At 64.2% G+C, this 17,974-nt stretch carries 14 protein-coding genes; 5 read left to right on the top strand and 9 right to left on the bottom strand.

What is annotated here, in order from left to right:
- Positions 1 to 407: 407 nt before the first annotated feature.
- Positions 408 to 3,962: a chromosome segregation protein SMC gene (smc, locus tag AC1C2Q_RS00570; RefSeq protein WP_495448607.1), complete on the top strand. Its 3,555-nt coding sequence runs from the start codon at positions 408 to 410 to the stop codon at positions 3,960 to 3,962.
- Between the two features lie 2 nt (positions 3,963 to 3,964).
- Here the strand turns inward: smc and AC1C2Q_RS00565 are convergent, their stop codons facing one another.
- Positions 3,965 to 4,639 carry a hypothetical protein gene (locus AC1C2Q_RS00565; RefSeq protein WP_495448606.1) on the bottom strand — a complete coding sequence of 225 codons (675 nt, stop codon included), beginning with the start codon at positions 4,637 to 4,639 and terminating at the stop codon, positions 3,965 to 3,967.
- Positions 4,640 to 4,673: 34 nt separating this feature from the next.
- Here AC1C2Q_RS00565 and ftsY point away from each other — a divergent pair, with 34 nt between their 5' ends.
- Positions 4,674 to 5,549, top strand: a complete 876-nt coding sequence (gene ftsY / locus AC1C2Q_RS00560; RefSeq protein WP_495429116.1) for a signal recognition particle-docking protein FtsY — start codon at positions 4,674 to 4,676, stop codon at positions 5,547 to 5,549.
- 21 nt (positions 5,550 to 5,570) lie between these two features.
- On the top strand, positions 5,571 to 6,071 hold the full coding sequence (locus tag AC1C2Q_RS00555) for a DUF2004 domain-containing protein (RefSeq protein WP_495429115.1): 501 nt from the start codon (positions 5,571 to 5,573) through the stop codon (positions 6,069 to 6,071).
- 6 nt (positions 6,072 to 6,077) lie between these two features.
- Here AC1C2Q_RS00555 and AC1C2Q_RS00550 read toward each other — a convergent pair whose 3' ends face one another.
- From AC1C2Q_RS00550 to lipB, 8 genes are all read right to left on the bottom strand, one after another.
- Positions 6,078 to 6,779, bottom strand: a complete 702-nt coding sequence (locus AC1C2Q_RS00550) for a GNAT family N-acetyltransferase (protein WP_495448605.1) — start codon at positions 6,777 to 6,779, stop codon at positions 6,078 to 6,080.
- Entirely contained in the window at positions 6,776 to 9,175 is a 2,400-nt protein-coding gene (locus tag AC1C2Q_RS00545; RefSeq protein WP_495448604.1) for a hypothetical protein, read from the bottom strand. Before AC1C2Q_RS00545 ends, AC1C2Q_RS00550 begins: the two co-directional genes overlap by 4 nt.
- Before the next feature lie 102 nt (positions 9,176 to 9,277).
- Positions 9,278 to 11,338 carry an RCC1 domain-containing protein gene (locus AC1C2Q_RS00540; RefSeq protein ID WP_495448603.1) on the bottom strand — a complete coding sequence of 687 codons (2,061 nt, stop codon included), beginning with the start codon at positions 11,336 to 11,338 and terminating at the stop codon, positions 9,278 to 9,280.
- Positions 11,335 to 12,582, bottom strand: a complete 1,248-nt coding sequence (locus AC1C2Q_RS00535) for a S24/S26 family peptidase (protein ID WP_495448602.1) — start codon at positions 12,580 to 12,582, stop codon at positions 11,335 to 11,337. The genes AC1C2Q_RS00540 and AC1C2Q_RS00535 overlap by 4 nt, the downstream gene beginning before the upstream one ends.
- A 22-nt stretch (positions 12,583 to 12,604) precedes the next feature.
- A complete protein-coding gene (locus tag AC1C2Q_RS00530; RefSeq protein ID WP_495448601.1) occupies positions 12,605 to 13,228 on the bottom strand; it encodes a SipW-dependent-type signal peptide-containing protein in 624 nt (207 codons plus the stop codon).
- 17 nt (positions 13,229 to 13,245) lie between these two features.
- Positions 13,246 to 13,812 (bottom strand): SipW-dependent-type signal peptide-containing protein, encoded by a 567-nt coding sequence (locus tag AC1C2Q_RS00525; RefSeq protein ID WP_495448600.1) that lies wholly within the window; start codon positions 13,810 to 13,812, stop codon positions 13,246 to 13,248.
- Positions 13,813 to 13,930: 118 nt separating this feature from the next.
- Positions 13,931 to 14,923: a lipoyl synthase gene (gene lipA, locus AC1C2Q_RS00520; RefSeq protein WP_495448599.1), complete on the bottom strand. Its 993-nt coding sequence runs from the start codon at positions 14,921 to 14,923 to the stop codon at positions 13,931 to 13,933.
- The gene (gene lipB, locus AC1C2Q_RS00515) at positions 14,920 to 15,558 is read right to left on the bottom strand and encodes a lipoyl(octanoyl) transferase LipB (protein ID WP_495448598.1); all 639 of its coding nucleotides are present in this window, start codon (positions 15,556 to 15,558) and stop codon (positions 14,920 to 14,922) included. The genes lipA and lipB overlap by 4 nt, the downstream gene beginning before the upstream one ends.
- 80 nt (positions 15,559 to 15,638) lie before the next feature.
- Between lipB and AC1C2Q_RS00510 the strand changes: the two genes are divergently transcribed.
- Positions 15,639 to 16,226 (top strand): TetR/AcrR family transcriptional regulator, encoded by a 588-nt coding sequence (locus AC1C2Q_RS00510; protein WP_495448597.1) that lies wholly within the window; start codon positions 15,639 to 15,641, stop codon positions 16,224 to 16,226.
- A 138-nt stretch (positions 16,227 to 16,364) separates the two neighbouring features.
- Positions 16,365 to 17,918: a signal recognition particle protein gene (gene ffh / locus AC1C2Q_RS00505; protein WP_495448596.1), complete on the top strand. Its 1,554-nt coding sequence runs from the start codon at positions 16,365 to 16,367 to the stop codon at positions 17,916 to 17,918.
- Positions 17,919 to 17,974: the final 56 nt, after the last annotated feature.

Raw genomic sequence — 17,974 nt, 5'->3', positions numbered from 1 at the left:
TGGAGACGTTGCCCAGAGATGTGCAGGGGGTCGGAGTCAGAACATCGACCGATGCGGACAGCAGGAAGAACCGGAAGAGATGGCCCGCGAGGAGCCAGAAATCTCAGGTGGTTCTATGACCGAGTGCTGTGACGGATGCCGAAGTACGAGGACGCCTGATCTACACGAGCCGCGGCAGTGCCTGCGGTGTGAGCAAAGTTATTTGAAATGATCATGAGCGTCCTCCTTTTCGTGAGCGATCCGATTTGTCAAGTTAGTGCCCCAACAGGTGCGACGTCAAGCATCCTGGTGTTTTCTCGGCGTGTCGCGTGCATGCTCATCCGGCCCTGCACCGCGCGGGATGCCGACTACTGCGCGGAATTCCGGTAGCGTGGCGGCGTGATTCTCCCTGGACGAACGGTGCCCGCATGCATCTGAAAAGCCTGACGCTCAAGGGCTTCAAGTCGTTCGCGCAGCCCACGAGTTTCGTCTTCGAACCCGGCGTGACGTGCATCGTCGGGCCGAACGGCTCTGGGAAGTCGAACGTCGTCGATGCTCTCGCCTGGGTCATGGGCGAGCAGGGAGCGAAAACGCTTCGCGGCGGGAAGATGGAAGATGTCATCTTCGCCGGGACCTCGACCCGCGGCCCGCTCGGACGCGCCGAAGTGCAGCTGAGCATTGACAACAGCGACGGCGCGCTGCCGATCGAGTTCGCCGAGGTCACGATCAGCCGAACGCTGTTCCGAAACGGCTCAAGCGAGTACGCGATCAACGGGTCCAGCTGCCGGCTTCTTGATGTGCAGGAACTGCTGAGCGACTCCGGGCTCGGACGTGAGATGCATGTCATCGTCGGCCAAGGTCGCCTCGATACGGTGCTCCAGGCTTCGCCGGAAGACCGCCGAGGATTCATCGAGGAAGCAGCCGGCATCCTCAAGCACCGTCGTCGCAAAGAGAAGACCCTTCGCAAGCTTGACGCGATGGAGACCAACCTCACGCGTCTCAGTGACCTCGCCGGTGAGATTCGTCGCCAGCTCAAGCCACTGGGACGTCAGGCCGAGATCGCCCGTGAGGCGCAGACCATTGCGGCAGTGCTTCGTGACGCGAAAGCGCGCATCTTCGCCGACGATGTCGTTGCATTGCGCACAGCGCTTGCCGACCACACCCGCACTGAGCAGGAACGGCACACCGAGCGTCTCGTGCTCACCGACCAGGCCGACACCGTGCGCGCCGGAATCGCGAAGCTCGAAGCCGACCAGAACTCGGCAGCAGTCGATGAGGCACGACGGGTCACCTTCGGTCTCGAGCAGGTTCAAGAGCGGATGCGGTCGCTCTACACGCTCGCGAATCAGCGGCTCGCGCTACTCGGCTCGGAAGATGACGACGCCGCAGTGACAACGGTGACCGTCACACAGGCGACGATCGATGAGGCCAAAGACGACATCACGGAGATCTCCGCAGGGCTCGGCGATGCGCAGGATGCGGCGGTTGCTGCCAGCCGCGAAGTGATGAACGCGCGTGCGGAACTCGACACCTTGGACGTGGACATCGCCGAGCAGAGTGCTCTGGTGTCAGAGCACGACATGCGGTTGACCGCGTTGCGGGGCACCGCCGAGGCCGCAGCTTCCGCTCTCGCCGCCGTGCGGGGCGCAGTGCTGCGGCAGGAGAACGCTCTTGAAGCGGCGAACGAGCGCCGCCGGGAAGCCACCGATGCGCTGGAGATGCTCGACGAGGCCGAAGCGCCGGAAGGCAGCGCAGCCGAGCATGCCGCGGACTATGAGACCGCGCAGCGAGAGGCCACGGCAGCGGAGACAGAGCGGGAGAGCCTGCGCGAGCGGCTGCACACTGCTGAACGTGAGGCGGAGTCTCTCACGGCGAAAGCCTCCGCGCTGAGCAGCGCGCTCTCGTTGTCGGGTGGCGCCGCTGAGGTTGTGAAGTCCGGTGCTCCAGGGGTACGCGGCCTCGTTGGTGATTCCGTGCACGTGAAGGCGGGTTATGAGGCCGCGATCGCCGCAGTTCTGGGCCCTCTCGCCGAGGGCGTGCTGGTCGACGATGTGGACTCCGCGTTCGTTCTCGCCAGTGAGTCCACAGTGCAGAAGCGGGGAGTCGTCGATTTTGTAATGGCTGACGCTCTGCGCGACCTTAGCGAACTGCCAGAGATCGTCGGCGTCACCCCGGCACCCTCCGTCGTCACTGCGCCGGACGGTGTGCTTGGTGTGCTGTCGCACGTGCTCATCGCTGACGATCTTGCCGCAGCGCGTACGGCTCGGATTGCGCTTGACGTGCTCGGCGATACTGCTGTCACAATCGTGACGACAGCCGGCGATGTTGTCACGGCGCAGACACTGCGCACCGGATCCGGTGGCGAACGTTCTCGCTTGGAGCTTGCCGCCGAACGCGATGCCGCCCAGGAGCGACTCGCTGAAGTGCGAGTGATTGTGGATGCGCTCCGCGAGGAGCGCGAGCAGGCCTCGGAGCGAGTTGAGCACACCAGGCGCCGGGCCAAGGAAACGCTTCGTTCCCTGCGCGAGCACGACGCCGCGCTGGCGACGTATGCAGAACAGGCCAACCGGGTCACTGTTCGGCACGAGTCGGCGGCCGCCGAGTGTGAGCGGCTCGAGGTTGGACTCGGCCAAGCGCAGGCAGCCGTGGCAGATGCTGAAACCGCGTCGGCGGCAGCCAAGACCGAACTCGAAGGGGCTGCTGCCGCGCCGCGACCGGTACTTGATGCGTCAGCACGTGACGGCCTGCTTGAAACGCTCGAAGCTGCGCGCGAGGCAGAAGTACGTGCGCGTCTGGAAATCGAGACTCTGCGCGAGCGGGTGCGGGCAGGGCAGTCGCGAGTCGCGAGCCTGGAGCGCCAGCGTGAACAGGAACGGGATGCTGCGACCGAAGCCGCGCGTCGCGCTGTGATCCGTCGCGCACAGCGCGAAGCGGCCGCCGGCGTTGCGGGGGAGCTGCCTCGCATTCTTGACTCGCTCGACCGGTCGGTCACAGAAGCTCGGGTCGCACTGGCTGAGGCTGAGAATGCCCGCTCGGCACAGAACGAGGAACTCACCGCGTTTCGCGTTCAGGAGACTTCGCTTCGTGAAAGGTTGGCAGGCCTCACCGAGAGCGTGCACGGACTCGAGTTGCAGATCCACGAGAAGAAGCTTCATCTGACGAGTCTGCTGGAGCGCGTCGCATCCGAGTTGGCGCTTGATGAAGATATTCTCGTTGCGGAATATGGCCCGGATCAGGCTGTGCCACGCGACCCGCTGGCAGTGGAAGAATCAGAGCCGGAGTCGGATGAAATCGACTCGACCGCGATCCCGTACGACCGGCGGATGCAGCAACGCCGGCTGGCTGAGGCAGAACGCAAGCTCAACCAACTCGGGCGTGTGAACCCGTTGGCACTGGAAGAGTTTGCTGCCCTCGAGCAGCGGCATGCCTTCCTCACGGAGCAACTCGCCGACCTCACTCAGACCCGTCAGGATCTGCTCACAATCATCGGCGACCTCGATGAGCGGATGCAGACCATTTTCGCCTCCGCATTCGAAGACACCAGGCAGGCGTTCCTCGAAGTTTTCCCGCTGTTGTTCCCTGGTGGGGCCGGCAGCATTTCGCTGACCGATCCAGACAACATACTCACCACGGGTATCGAGGTGTCTGTACGCCCACTCGGCAAGAAGATCGAGCGGCTGTCGTTGCTGTCGGGCGGTGAGCGGTCGCTGGCGGCCGTCGCGCTGCTGGTAGCGATCTTCAAGGCGCGCCCCAGCCCGTTCTACATCCTGGACGAGGTCGAGGCCGCGCTTGACGACGCGAACCTCGGCCGTCTGCTGACGGTCTTCGAACAGCTGCGCGAGAGCTCACAGTTGCTCGTGATCACGCACCAGAAGCGCACGATGGAGATCGCCGACGCACTCTATGGAGTCTCGATGCGGCAGGACGGCGTGTCAGCAGTGGTTGGTCAGCGTGTCGGCGATCGGGCCGCCGCGGCGAGCTGAACCTAAAGCGAACGCTCGAACTCCTCCGCAACAGGTCCGAAGCCGGGAAGGTCCTGGGGGCGGTGCGTTGCGCCCTCCAACGCCACGTGCCGCGCGCTGTTCCTAGCCAACGTGCGGGCGATCATCTCGTACTCATCGTTCCAGCCACCCGTGATCACCAGCGTCGGGAGGCCTGCGAGCATTCCTGCGCGGATGCCGTGTCCCCAAGGGACATTCGTGGTGGCCCAGTGTTGTGCGACGGACTGCTCGGCTTCCCAACGGTCGGGGGCGAACCCGCCCCCGAACATCAACGGACGCAAGATCCCCCAGAATCCGTGCAGGTTCCCGGCATTCGCCTGAGAGCGTGCTTCGGTGACGGCAGAGATATGCCGCTCGATCGCAGCGTCGCCTCGGGCGATGTCATACAGCGCAGGTTCGACCAGCACGAGGCCACGCACGTCGAGTTTTCCTGATGCCGCAGCCAACACAGTTGGCACGGCCCCAATCGAGTGAGCGTAAATCACCAGCGGCTCATCGCCGTATCCATCGATGAGCTGCTCAGCCTGTGCACCGATCGATGACCCTGCGGCGAAACTCAGGAACTCGTCGTCGGTTCCATCGACTGTTGGCCACGCATCCCGGCCCTTTCTGCCTGCTCCGTGGATGAACAGTCGGCGGAAGACTGGGAGCCGGTGCATGCCCCGATGCTACCTGGCACCGTAGGCTGGAGACATGGCGGAGAAGTCCTGGTCCCTCGGTCGCGCATTGCGCGGCATGTTCGTCAAGCCCACGATCGATGAGACGACGTGGGAAGAGCTCGAGACCGCGCTGATCACGGCCGATTTCGGCCCTGACATCTCCGAGCGCATCGTCGAAGAACTCCGCGAGAAGGTTGCCCGATTCCGGACCACCGACCCGCAGGATCTGCAGCGGATGCTGCGAGAGACACTCGAGGAACACTTCGCAAAGTTCGATACGACGCTGAAGCTCACCGAGCGTCCGGCCGTCGTACTCGTCGTCGGAGTCAATGGCGTCGGCAAGACCACCACCATCGGCAAGTTCACGAAGTTCCTGCGTGGATTCCAGCGCAGCGTCGTCGTGGGCGCCGCTGATACCTTTCGTGCCGCGGCCGTCGACCAGCTCGCAACCTGGGCCCAGCGTGGGGGAGCGGCTATCGTCCGCCCGCAGCATGAGGGTCAGGACCCGGCATCCGTTGCTTATCAGACCGTTGAGTTCGCGCAGCGAGAGGGCATCGAGATAGCGATCATCGACACTGCCGGTCGCCTGCACACCAAGGGCGGACTCATGGACGAACTGGGCAAGATCCGGCGCGTGATCGAGAAGCAGGCACCGATCAGCGAGGTGCTGCTGGTTCTGGATGCAACGACAGGACAGAACGGCGTCATGCAGGCCGAGGCCTTCCTCGAGCATGCCGGCGTCACCGGTCTCGTGCTCACCAAGCTCGACGGTTCAGCGAAGGGCGGCTTCGTACTCGCGGTACAGGAGCGCACCGGCATCCCGGTTAAGCTCCTCGGCCAGGGTGAGGGGATCGATGATCTCACCGGATTCACACCGCATGTCTTCGTAGCATCCCTTGTCGGTCAGTGAAGGGACTGGTTTCATAGCGTTATGGCGATCGAACACGATTACTTCGGGCTCTTGTCCTCCGGGCCAGACGGGTCGATATTTTGGAGCGAGACCGTGGAACTCGGCGACCAGGCGGTGACCGTCGATCTCACCGCGCCTGATCAAGACGACGTCTCGCAGGATGCGCTCGACATCGCCGCATCCCTCATCTCCGGATTGGAAGATGTGGACGATACGGCCAGGCGCGGCATGCTCGCCGAGGTCGACGACCGCACCAGTGAAGTGACCGAGTACATTCTGCAGCAGCAGCTGGCCTACGGCGACGAGCTTGAGAACGTGCTCGTCGATGTCAGCGGCGACGCCGCGGTCGACATCATCCGCTCGATGCGTCTGATGAGTATGACGATCCTCGCCGACGAACACGGCGGCTCTGAACCATTCGCAGTGCTCGAGTACGCGCTCGATGCGGATGAAGCCGACGACGTGTTGTTGGTGAACTTGGCGTCAGACGGCACCGTGCAGTCGGTGATGAGCGCGGACTGACGGCTTTCACGCATCGGGCGATGCCCGAAGTGGGGAGAGCGGCACGTCCCGATACTCGGAGAGCGGGCGGGCACGGATGCCGTCGTGCACACGTGCCGCATCACGCAGGCGCTGCGCATCCGGATCCTCTGCACCGTCGAGGATGTCGTCGAGATAATTCTGGACGGCCGTGCTCTGGTCGGGAGAGAGCCGCCCTCGCTGCGCAATCGCACCGTCAGGATCGAAGATCGCGAGCAACATCCCGTGCTCTCGCTCGGCCTCGTTTGAGACGGGCGGCTGGAAGTACGGCAGTTCGAGCGCACGCGCACCGAAACGCGCGTAGAAGCGCAGTCGTGCTTCCGGGTCACCGTGGAGCGGATGGGGCGACCGCACATCTGGCCGATCGAACTCGGCCAGCAGCACTGAGACTGCGGGCGCCCAGCCGGTGATGACAGCGTCGAGCAGGCCCGAGCCCACGCCCATGCCACGCGACTCGGGAGCGGCCACGAGGTACTGCAGCAAGACGGCGTCGGGGAAGTGCTCTACGACGGCGAGCCCCAGCATCCGGTCGTCAGCGTCACGCGCGAGCACTGCTTCGGCGCTGTCTGCGAATTGAGCGACGAAGTCGTCCTCGGGTATGAGCTCGCCAGGACGGAACGAGGGCGTCATCAGCGCTCGATGCGCTTCGCGCAGTTGGTCGGCATCCGTGCTCGTGACGTAAGTGATCATTTGCTTCCTCCTGGCCGCCGTAGACGGGAGCTCCGCGAACGGCGCGACATCAGGATCATGGCGATCCCGATCGCGAACGCAGCCGCCAAGATCGCCGCGAGGAACCACCACGTCACGTCACCTTGCAAACCGAATCCCTCTTGGAGTACCGAGGCCAGACCGGATATTCCAATCACGGCGAGGATTACACCGAGCACCTGCGCGAGTCGCTCGGTGCGGCGTTCGCGCTCTGCCTGCCTGTCGTCGAGGATGCGTTCGATCCGTCGGTGGCACACCTCGAGCAAGGGTTGCAGTCGCGAGCCCAGTACATCCCGAACGGCCCGCTCGAATCCCGCGCGGAGAAGCTCGTAGTGGTTCGAGCGGAGCACCGTGTCGAGATCCACACGCAACGCCGGTGAGGAGACGATAGCTGGCGACTCGACGAACAGCATGATCGCGTGCTTGGACTGCACGAACGACTGCAGTTCAAGTTCAGCACGCTCGATCACACGGACGAGCTCGCCGAGTTCGTCCGTGAGCTCTTCCTGCGCATCGTGGTCCTTGCGCGTGGCCGCGGCATCCGCAGCTTCGAGTAGCCGCTCGACAGCCATCAGAAGGTCCGCGATGTTCTCGGCGTGGTCACGGACTTTGGTGTGCCATGCCTGGTACATGCCGTGCATGCTGTGGGCGAAGGTGATGAAACTCTCGATCTCACTGATCGCGTAGTCGGGTGAGCGGAAGCTGGCGAGCAGGGTCACGTTCGAGTTGGCGGTGAGTAGCTCATCGTTCAGGTGCAGCATTTCGAACCCCGGCACGTCGTCGACGTCGTACATCGTCCAATCGGCGACTCCGGATGCTCCAGCGGGGAGCGGATGCAGCAAGGGCTGTGCGCCCCAGAGTTGGTTGATCATTCGGGCGGACGTGAGCGACGTACGGCGGCCAGCGACATCGCGTGAAGCCCGCTCGACGGTGATGAGCAATCCAAAGGATCCGGACCGGGAGGAGATCGGGTCGGTCGCGGTGGCATGGGCGAGTCCTCCGATGACGTCACGGTCATGATGCACCTGCCTGAGGAGGGTGCGCAGATCGTCGAGGATGCCGCTGACGACGGCCGCGATCCGGGACAGCCGAAGACGCTCGTCGGAACGCGGGTGCAGATGCAGTGCCTTCGGGATCTCGGTGAGGTCGCCGTAGACCGGGGTAGCGAGGTTGACGATCTGCGCGACCTCAAACGCAGCGACATCCTTGAGGTCGATATCGAAGAGCACGGCATGATTGCCCAACTCGGACAGTTGGATCTGGGCGCCGATCATGAGCGGCTTGCCGGGCGCCCCGGGCACCCTCAGAGCGAGTTCCTCCAGCTGGAAGGTCGTGCCCCGGTAGCGACGACCCAGACTGTCGGACCCCTGCCAGACATCACTGAGAGTGAGGCGTCGCAGCGCCTTCGTGACTTTCAGCGGGCCGAGATGCCCTCCGGCCGCGCTGATGGCGGCGACGCGCGTATGCAACTCCTCGAGATCGGTCGAGAGTTTCTCGGAGCCCCGCTGAATCACACCGAATCCGTAGATGATGCGCACTCGCCCTTCGTCAATGTGCAGCCAGGGTCTGTCCGCCGCATCGCTGACAGTATGCAGCGACGCCAGGTGTCCGCGAAGCTCGCTTGCGTCTACGGTCCGAAAACCGCCCTCATCGATGAGCGCAGTGATCCGGGCGATCTCCGCGCTGGCATCATCCGTTCGGCGGGCGAGCAGATCGGATGTCGCGCGCGCAATATCGTGGACGGCCTGGTAGTAGCGATATTCAGAGCGCGTTTCGGCGATCAACTGCGAGCGGCCCGGCTGCGCTGCGAGCTCGCCGGCCGCTTGGCGGACGGGCGCGATCTCCGACACAGCCTGCGCTGTCATCGTGATTACGGCCGTGAGGTTGCCGGTGAGTAGTGCGGCTTCGACGTCGAACTCGCGGTTCATGAACCGCAGAAGATCCCAGGCGACAGCATCCGCTCCTTCGAAAGGTAGGGTCGACGCGGTATCAACAGCGGTGTTCACCGCGGCACGGATCAGCCCGTGGTCCCAGTTGAGTTCCCAGGCCTCGTTGACGAGGTTGCGCAGGTACATCGCTAGGACGACGCCGCCCAGGGTGAGTTCGGACGCTGCATGAACAGCGGCCGGCAGCAGATCGCCGAGAAGCGCGCCGTGCACGGCATGGCCGTCATCCACTCCCTCGGCCACGGCTGTCTGCCACCAGTCCAGGTTGAGCACCTCGCTGATGCTCGATTGCTGCTCTGCGCTCAGTGCGCGGGCGGAACCGCGTTGGCGTTGTGTCGTGAAGGCTTCAGCCAGCCATTCCCGCGCCGTTTCGGCGTCCTTGTTCGAGAGCGCGAAGATCTGCTCGGTGGCTCCCTCATTCTGCTGCCCCATGTCGGCCCCCAGACCGTGCGAACAATCGCGCTGGTTCCGATTGTGCCCGAACAGATGCGGTGAGCACCAGGGTGAGTTCTGAGCGGACTGATCCGCCCAGCTTCAGCCGAGCTCGGCGAAATAGGTGTCGTACCAGGTCGCCGCTACCTTGACTGCCGTATGCGCGAGTGGAACCTGCGCGGGAGTGTAGAAGTATCCGCCAGCCGCACCTGAGCCGGCGACTCCGTTGTCATTGGCCCCCGCGAAATAGACCGTCCCGGAGTCGAGAAGGAACAGCGATGCGTCATTTCCCATGGCGACATCGGTCGCCACTGTTCCCGCGGGAAGTGCCACGGCGGTCAGCGTGCCTTGTGGGCTCGCGCTGCTACCGATGCCGAGCGCGCCGCTGGTATTCGTTCCCAGGGCGTACACGGTGCCATCGGTCATGATCACCAGAGTCTTGAGCTCTCCGACCACGACGCTGGCCGCTGATTTGCCTTCGGGCAGCGGCATCGAGGTGAGATACATCGAACCACTTCCACCGTACGCGGCCGGCCCCGAGGTGTAGAGCGCGCCGTCGGAGGTGACGACGGCGGAGTGATACCACCCGATCCCGCCGGAGACAACGCCAGTGATCGGCGTACCTGCGGCCGTGAGCATCAACAGGCCCCGGGTTCCCTGCGCGGCTGTCACCGCTGATCCCTGAGCCGCGTATCCGTAGGAGTCCGCGCCGGTGACCATTGCGCGTCCGTCGGAGAGCACGAGAAGCACCGAACCCCAGGGATTCACTTGCGCCGAGATCGCACCGACCGGCATATCGAGGTTGTCGCTGATTCGCTGCCAGCGGTAGGTGTTCGTGTATCCGGTGCCGAACCCTTGAAGTTCGGCATCACCGGTGGCCCACACTTCACCTGCGGAGTCGACAGCGACGGATGAGAACTGCTCGGTGCCTCTTCCGATCTGCACGATCCCGCCGAGTTGAGTGCCATCGGCGATGATCCCCGCGACGGCGCTTGTCCTGGTCGTCACCGTGCCGTCGCCGATGATGCCAGATACGTTGTAGCCACGCCCCCAGAGGTTGCCGTTCTGGTCCGCGTACAGCGGAGTGGCATAACTGGATCCGAGGGCTGTCGCTCCGGTGATGTCCAGCTGGTCCCAGAGGGGCACCGCGCTCAGGCGATTTCCGGCCTGATCTGAGCCGGTTTGGGACTGCGCGTTGTAACCCCAGGCGACCAGCGGAACTGAAGCGACCGGTTGCGCCGAGATGATGGACAGCGCGCGAGGGGATTCGACGCGCACCACTCCCTGCGCAGCCTCTGATCGGTTTGCAACCACGCGGAAGATCACGGTTCCGGTGGCGCTGGTGGTGAAAGTTCCCCTGCTCTGTCCGGCGGATGCACCGGACTCGAAGGCGAGTCCGTCAGGGAGGACAATCGTGACCGCTGCGCCGGGAACGACGGCGCTCGTGGTCGAGCTGCGTAGCGTGGCGGTGTACTCGGGTGTCCTACGGCGGTCTTGCAACTCCGGGGGGAGCGATGAAGTCAGCGCAGTGCCGACAGCCACGACGCGGTTGACGGCGGGAGTGCTAGCAATGAGTCCAGTGAGAGTCAGATTTTGGGCGACGTCGCAGTTTGCCGATCCGAGCGCCCCACCGAATGCACCGACCGTCAGAGTGCGCTCGGACGTGCCGGGTGATACCCACGACGCCCCCGCCTGCGCGCCGAGCGAGATGTCGACCGTCGAGCCGAACAACGGGCCGAGCATCGCCGAAAGCATGCCCGAGGTGTATTCGACGGTGTAAGTGTAGGTGCCGTTCAGAGGTCCGCTGCGGACGATGTCTTCGGACGGAACCTCGACGGGTGTTCCACCGGATCTTGTCAGCGTCAGCGCCATGCGTTCGGGATCGTCCAGCACCGATGTCCACTCCAGGGTCAGAGCTGAGAACGTACCGAGTAGGGGGTCGTTGTCGGCGACGCACTGCGTGATTTCCGGTGTGGTGAGCTCGCCCGCAGCGAGCGTGCCGCCGGCGTGCTGGGTATCGGTCCAGGATGCCTCAGTGACTGTCACAGGCGAAGTCGCGGCGCCTGACGTTGACAGCACGAAGGGCATGACGAGAACGGCAACAGCGAGGGTGAGGGCAGTGACTCGCCGCCGCCGTGCATGTTGACGGCGGGATCCGTTCACGGTCGCCTCCGTTCGTGAGTTCGGTCACGCCGACGGTGAGCGATGAGTGCAATGCCTAGCCCGATCAGCACGGCTGCTGGCGCGGCGATCATCGCCGTGTTGCCGCCGCCGGTTGAGGGCAACTGCGGAGTGCCATCGAGCTCGGTGTCTTCGGTGTCTCCGGCAGCTGTGGCGCGGATGGTGACCGATGCGCCCTCCGTTCCCGTCGCCTGGACAGCGGGAGTAGCTGTGAGCGCGATTCGGAGGAAGACAGCATCCGGGGTGGGGGAAGTCCACAGCACGCTCCACGTGCCGTCGACGCCCACAGGACCCGAGGGTTGCAACACTCGCTCGTCGGCGTCACAGATCTGTGCCTGCCAGGGCCGCGTACACGACCGAATCTCTGCCCGGAGACCGAACATATCGTCGCCGCTCGCAGAGATCGAGATCTGGAGGTCGCCGGGGTCAGGAGCCGTGAGCGCGTCGACATCGACATGCCAGAGCAGGGGGTCGGTCGCATCCAGCTGCTGGACGCCGGCACCTTCGAGATCAGAATGGATCGTGAGAGCGGATGTGCCCGCGGCCTCGGCAGGGGGCCCAGCAGAAGCGAGCAGAGGGAGCGGCGATATGAGAATCCCCGCCGCGACGAGGACGCCGGAACGCCGCAGCGCGGCTCGAGTCGAGGGCAGGTCGGACTCCTGCTCGCTCTGCTCTATGGGCTCTGTGGGCTCTGTGGACTCGGTCTCCGCTGTGGCATCTTGCCGACGAGGCCAGAACGCCCAGCCAACGAGCAGCGCGGCGCCGATCGTCAATGATCCGAGCACCCAGGGGTTACCGAACCACATGATGACCCCGGCGAGATACGGCACGGAGCCGCGAACGATGCGCCCCTCGTCGATCGTGTAGGGCAAAGGGTCGTCTGCGAGGTTGGCGTCGCCTCGCATTGTGATGATGCGTTGATCGGGGGAATCACCATCGTCGATGCTGGTGATGCGGTGTGTGATCGGCAGCGCCCCCTCACGCTCCACGGTCACGACATCGCCGACGCGCAGTTCGGGCGCGGGGAGCTCCTGCACCAGTGCGACCGAGCCCGCAGGGATCGTGGGAGACATGGATCCCGTTTTGAAGAGCATCAGCGAGAAGCCGCCAGTGAAGGCGAGCACCGCGAGCAAGATACACAGCGCGCCGCCGAGCGCCGCGCACGTCAACAGCACTTCCCGCACGATGCGACCCGTGCGGGTGAGCGCGTTGGCTGCTATTCCCATGCTCGTCTCTGTTCCTCGGATTTCAGGTGGTCGTTCCGGTGAAGATCCATCTGGGCAGCACTGCTCCGCCTTGCGCGGTGCTGGGTGCGTCGTCGGGGAGCGTGATCACGACGCAGAAAGTCACAGTGCTGCCCGCCGCTGCCTCCACAGGCTGACCGGGCAGAACTGGGATGTTCGTGAGACCGGTGACCTCGACACCCGGAGTGTTCGTCGTGCACTCCGGTGGGATGTCCTCTGATGAGACCGACGCCGACATCCGCACAACAAGCGCGTCGCGGACGGCAGCATCGTTGGATCCGTCCACGACCTCCTCGGCGAACTCGGCAGTCGTGAGCAGAACCTCGCCCGCGGTCGAGCCGGACGACTGGATCTGCACCCAGGCCGCCGTGCTCTCACCGGGGAACAACGCGGCATCATCCCACGCGAGAACGGCGTGTCCATCTTGGCCGTGCGAGATGAACGCGCCCGTGTCGGTTCTGGAGACGAGGGCGAACGTCCCCGCCGCAAGCGCCCCACCGGCTAGCTCCTGGTCGGTCCATGAGGCCAGGGTGCCGGTGGTGGCGAGTCCCAGGACCAGGGCACCCGCGAACAGCGCCCGAACACGGGTGAACGTGCCCGGGACGCGCCCGACGGTGTGACGACGCAAGAGAGGCGATCAGCCGGTCAGCTGGAAACGGCGTCCCACTGCCAGACGGCCGTGCCGGTGTCGCCTTGAACAATGGCGCTTCCCGCGGTCACCTGGAGGCAGAGATAGATGATGTCGCCTGGATCCAGCGCGGCGGGCACAGCAGTTCCGCCGGTGAACGCGGCCTCGTCGCAGCCGAAGGTTGTCGTCGCCACCGAGGCGAAGGTCAACTGGGCGGCGAGGTCGCCGGTCGCGACCGGGGCGACGGCAGTGAGCGTCGCGGAATCTGATGTCGCTGCAGTGAGCTGGAGGGCATACGGCGCGTAGACGACGTCGTCAGGTGAGAGGGCGTCGAAGCCAGCGCTGAATGTCAGTGCTGCGGCATCGCCCTCAACGGCATGATCTGCCCAGGTGGTCCCGTCAGTGGAACCCTGGAATTCGAACACGCCTGCGGTGAAGTCGCTGGTCGCGAACTCCGAATCGCTCCAGGCAGCGAGCGTCAAAGCTGTGCCGACGCCGAGGACGAGGCCCCCGGCGAGAACGGCGTAGATTTTCCTGCGGGTGAGCGCATTGCGCCCCGATCCGATTCGAGCAGTGCTTTCCATGAGTTCCTCCTGGTCGACTTACTGATGGCCGCGTCCCCCTGCGGGTGAGTGTATGGGGTGCAGTACCGGTTTGGAAGGGCTTGTTCATTTCTCGTTTTGTTTTTCCTGGCCCGACCGACTACACTGCCTGCGCGAATCCGAGGTCGGCGGTGTCGGCGATGTGTGACAGGTGCGCGGGGATCTCCTGCCCCTTCGACACCATCGACTGCGCCCACAGCCGTCCGGCGCGGTATGACGAGCGCACCAAAGGACCAGCGAGCACGCCGAGGAACCCGATACGTTCGGCCTCCTCTTTGAACTCGACGAACTCCGCAGGCTTCACCCAGCGGGCCACCGGCAGATGCCGCGGTGAGGGGCGTAGGTACTGCGTAATCGTGATGATGTCGCATCCCGCGTCGTGGAGGTCCTGCAGAGCTTGCACGATCTCCTCCGGTTCTTCGCCCATGCCGAGAATGAGGTTCGACTTGGTGATGAGCCCGGCCGTTCGAGCCTGAGTGAGTACGTCCAGCGACCGCTCGTAGCGGAACGCGGGACGGATCCGCTTGAAGATGCGTGGCACGGTCTCGACGTTGTGGGCGAACACCTCAGGCCGCGCGTCGAAAATCTCGCCAAGAAACGCTGGATCGCCGCTGTGGTCGTTCGCCAGCAGTTCGACCCCTGTGTTGGGGTTGTGCGCGTGGATCTGCCGGACGGTCTCGGCGTTCAGCCAGGCCCCGGTGTCTGGCAGGTCATCGCGGGCGACGCTGGTGACCGTAGCGTAGCGAAGCCCCATGCGAGTGACGCTTTCGGCCACCCGTCGCGGCTCGTCGGTGTCGTAGTCGGCCGGCTTGCCGGTGTCGATCTGGCAGAAGTCACAGCGACGAGTGCACTGAGAGCCGCCAATGAGGAAGGTCGCTTCTTTATCTTCCCAGCACTCGAAGATGTTCGGACATCCCGCTTCTTGGCATACGGTGTGCAGGCCCTCTTCCTTGACGAGCGAGTGCAGAGCAGTGTATTCCGGCCCCATCTTTGCCTTGGTCTTGATCCACTCTGGCTTGCGTTCGATTGGAGTCTCGGCGTTGCGGATCTCGAGTCGCAAAAGCTTGCGGCCATCTGGTGCTGCGGTACTCACGCGAGGACTCCCTCGTACTCGGTGGCGAAGGCAGACTTCACGCCGTCGATGATCTCGCCGGGGGAGACGTCGGCCCCCACCACCTCGCTCACCGTCGTTACGCCGGCATCAGTAATTCCACACGGGATGATCCCCTGGAATCCGGCGAGCGAGTTGTTGCAGTTGATCGCAAAGCCGTGCATGGTGACGCCGTTCTGCACGCGAACGCCGATTGCGGCAATTTTGTCTTCGGACAGCGGACGGCGTACCCAGACGCCACTGCGGCCTTCGACCTGGTATCCGTTCACGCCGAGTGGTTTCAGAACGTCTATCAGGAGGTGCTCAAGACGCCGCACATGCGCGACAACGTCCATCGGCTCAGGCAGCCGCACGATCGGGTATCCGACGAGCTGGCCAGGGCCGTGCCAGGTGATCTTTCCACCTCGGTCGACGTCGATCACCGGCGTTCCGTCCTGCGGGCGCTCATGTGCTTCTGTGCGCTTGCCAGCTGTGTAAACGGCCTCATGTTCGAGCAGAAGGAGAGTGTCGGGGCGAGTGCCGTCGACGACGTCGGCGTGGACACGTCGCTGAAGTTCCCAGCCCTCGAGGTAGGGGACGAGGTCTGGGGCGAGACCCGGTGTGAGGATGTCGAGCATGATCGCCTTTCGTGCATTGTTGGATTGTGTCTAACAATAGTGAATCTAAAGAAGAATGTGGCACGCGGTACGGTAAAACTATGAATATCGAACCCCGCGCCGGACGCCCTCGCGCTTCCTCGCGGGAGACACTCGCTGAAGCCGCGTGCGAGTTGTTCCTTGAGCAGGGGTACGAAGCCACGTCAGTCGCGGACATCACCACGCGCGCAGGTGTCAGTCGCTCAAGCTTCTTCAACTACTTCTCGTCGAAGTCAGATGTTTTGTGGGCGGGGCTCGACGAGCGCATCGCGCAGGCGGTCGCCGCGCTGAGCGCATTGGGCACGGACGCGACGGGTGATTCCGTCCGCGACATCCTGCTGCACGTCGTGCGGGACTTCGCCCCTGATCCGTTGGCCCTTGCGCTGCGCAACTCGGCCGCAATGGGACTGCAAGAAGAGCTCATCAGTGACACCGGCATCAGGCATGCGCGTCTCGCCGCAGCGATCGCTGGGGCCGCGTCATCATCGGGCGTCGATGTGATCAAGGCCGACATCCTTGGGGCCGCGCAGGCCGCGGCCGTGCTCTCATCACTGCGCGTCTGGGCTGAGCACGGTGCTGGGCGGGGATCGCCGGAGACGGTGTTGCGTGACGCGTTCCAGGCGATCAGCGCACTCTCCTGGGGACTCTGACCTGGCGAATCTGGTGGGGACGAGGCCGGCCCGCTCGGCATCCCGGCATTCACCGCTCGGGTCGTTACCAGCGCGCCAGAGAGCACCTTCGTGCCGCGCTGAGCGTGGAGGCTCCGCTCGCGTAGAATCGAGAGCACCATGGCTACCTTTGGCACGCTCTCCGATCGGCTCACCGATACCTTCCGCAACCTTCGCACGAAGGGCAAGCTCACCGCTGCCGACATCGACGGCACTGTCCGCGAGATCCGTCGCGCCCTGCTGGATGCCGACGTCGCGCTCGTCGTCGTCAAGGAGTTCACCGCGAAGGTGCGCGAACGTGCGCTGGGTGACGAGGTCAGCAAGGCGCTGAATCCGGCTCAGCAGGTCGTACAGATCGTCAACGAGGAGCTCGTGCAGATCCTCGGCGGTGCGCAGCGTCGCTTGGAGTTCGCAAAGTCTCCGCCGACCGTGATCATGCTCGCGGGTCTGCAGGGTTCCGGCAAGACGACCTTCGCGGGAAAACTGGCCAAGCAGCTCGAGAAGGACGGTCACACCCCGCTCCTCGTGGCTGCTGACCTGCAGCGACCGAACGCTGTGAACCAGCTGCAGGTGGTCGCAGAACAGGCCGGGGCCACCATTTACGCTCCCGAGCCTGGCAACGGCGTTGGCGATCCAGTCAAGGTCTCCCGTGACGGGGTCGAGCACGCTCGTCGTCACCAGCACGACGTGGTCATCATCGATACGGCTGGTCGTCTCGGTGTCGATGCGGAGCTGATGAAGCAGGCATCCGATATTCGGAAGGCCACAAACCCGGACGAAGTCTTGTTCGTCATCGACGCGATGATCGGTCAGGATGCCGTAAACACGGCGAAGGCGTTCCAAGAGGGCGTCGACTTCACCGGTGTCGTACTGTCCAAGCTCGACGGCGATGCACGCGGTGGTGCGGCACTGTCGGTGGCCTCCGTGACCGGACGTCCGATCATCTACGCCTCCACGGGCGAGGGCCTCGACGATCTCGAGCCGTTCTATCCCGATCGCATGGCGAGCCGCATCCTTGACCTCGGTGACATCCTCACCCTCATCGAGCAGGCACAGGAGGCCTTCGACGAGGAAGAGGCGCAGAAGGTCGCCGAGAAGCTTGCGACCGAGACCTTCACCCTTGAGGACTTCCTCGGCCAGCTTCAGCAGATGAAGAAGATGGGGTCGATGAAGAAGATGCTCGGGATGCTCCCGGGTATGGGCCAGATGAAGGATCAGCTCGAGAACTTCGATGAGCGCGAGATCGACCGTACTGAGGCGATCATTCGCTCGATGACCCCGGGCGAGCGCCATAACCCCAAGGTTTTGAACGGCTCGCGCCGCATGCGCATTGCAAAGGGTTCAGGAATGACCGTCACCGACGTCAACCAGCTCGTCCAGCGCTTTGAGCAGGCAGCGAAGATGATGAAGACCGTCGCACGCGGCGGCACCCCGAACATTCCGGGGATGGGTGCGATGCCAGGCATGGGACGTCCAGGGGCCTCGGCCAAGCGCGGCAAGAAGGGCAGCAAGTCCAAGGCAGTATCGCGCTCGGGCAATCCCGCGAAGCGGGCGGCCGAGGATGCCGGTCTTCCCACTGCCCAGCCCACCGGTTCCGGATTCGGACTGGGCGGCCAGAAGGCCCCTACCGAGGCAGACATGGCCGAGATTCAGAAGCTCTTCGGCAAGAACTGACGTTGAAACGCAGAAAGGCTCTCACCATGCGGTGGGAGCCTTTCTCGTAAATTCAT

This window comes from Microbacterium sp. Y356 (genome assembly GCF_059445355.1).
The sequence above is the reverse complement of the archived record's forward strand: the minus strand, read 5'-3'. Positions and strand labels throughout refer to the sequence as shown.

What these genes read in the sequence shown, in the direction of transcription:
- smc (WP_495448607.1), top strand. Translation starts at nt 408, where the DNA reads ATGCATCTGAAAAGCCTGACGCTCAAGGGCTTCAAGTCGTTCGCGCAG.
- AC1C2Q_RS00565 (WP_495448606.1), bottom strand. Translation starts at nt 4,639, where the DNA reads ATGCACCGGCTCCCAGTCTTCCGCCGACTGTTCATCCACGGAGCAGGC.
- ftsY (WP_495429116.1), top strand. Translation starts at nt 4,674, where the DNA reads ATGGCGGAGAAGTCCTGGTCCCTCGGTCGCGCATTGCGCGGCATGTTC.
- AC1C2Q_RS00555 (WP_495429115.1), top strand. Translation starts at nt 5,571, where the DNA reads ATGGCGATCGAACACGATTACTTCGGGCTCTTGTCCTCCGGGCCAGAC.
- AC1C2Q_RS00550 (WP_495448605.1), bottom strand. Translation starts at nt 6,779, where the DNA reads ATGATCACTTACGTCACGAGCACGGATGCCGACCAACTGCGCGAAGCG.
- AC1C2Q_RS00545 (WP_495448604.1), bottom strand. Translation starts at nt 9,175, where the DNA reads ATGGGGCAGCAGAATGAGGGAGCCACCGAGCAGATCTTCGCGCTCTCG.
- AC1C2Q_RS00535 (WP_495448602.1), bottom strand. Translation starts at nt 12,582, where the DNA reads ATGGGAATAGCAGCCAACGCGCTCACCCGCACGGGTCGCATCGTGCGG.
- AC1C2Q_RS00525 (WP_495448600.1), bottom strand. Translation starts at nt 13,812, where the DNA reads ATGGAAAGCACTGCTCGAATCGGATCGGGGCGCAATGCGCTCACCCGC.
- lipB (WP_495448598.1), bottom strand. Translation starts at nt 15,558, where the DNA reads ATGCTCGACATCCTCACACCGGGTCTCGCCCCAGACCTCGTCCCCTAC.
- AC1C2Q_RS00510 (WP_495448597.1), top strand. Translation starts at nt 15,639, where the DNA reads ATGAATATCGAACCCCGCGCCGGACGCCCTCGCGCTTCCTCGCGGGAG.
- ffh (WP_495448596.1), top strand. Translation starts at nt 16,365, where the DNA reads ATGGCTACCTTTGGCACGCTCTCCGATCGGCTCACCGATACCTTCCGC.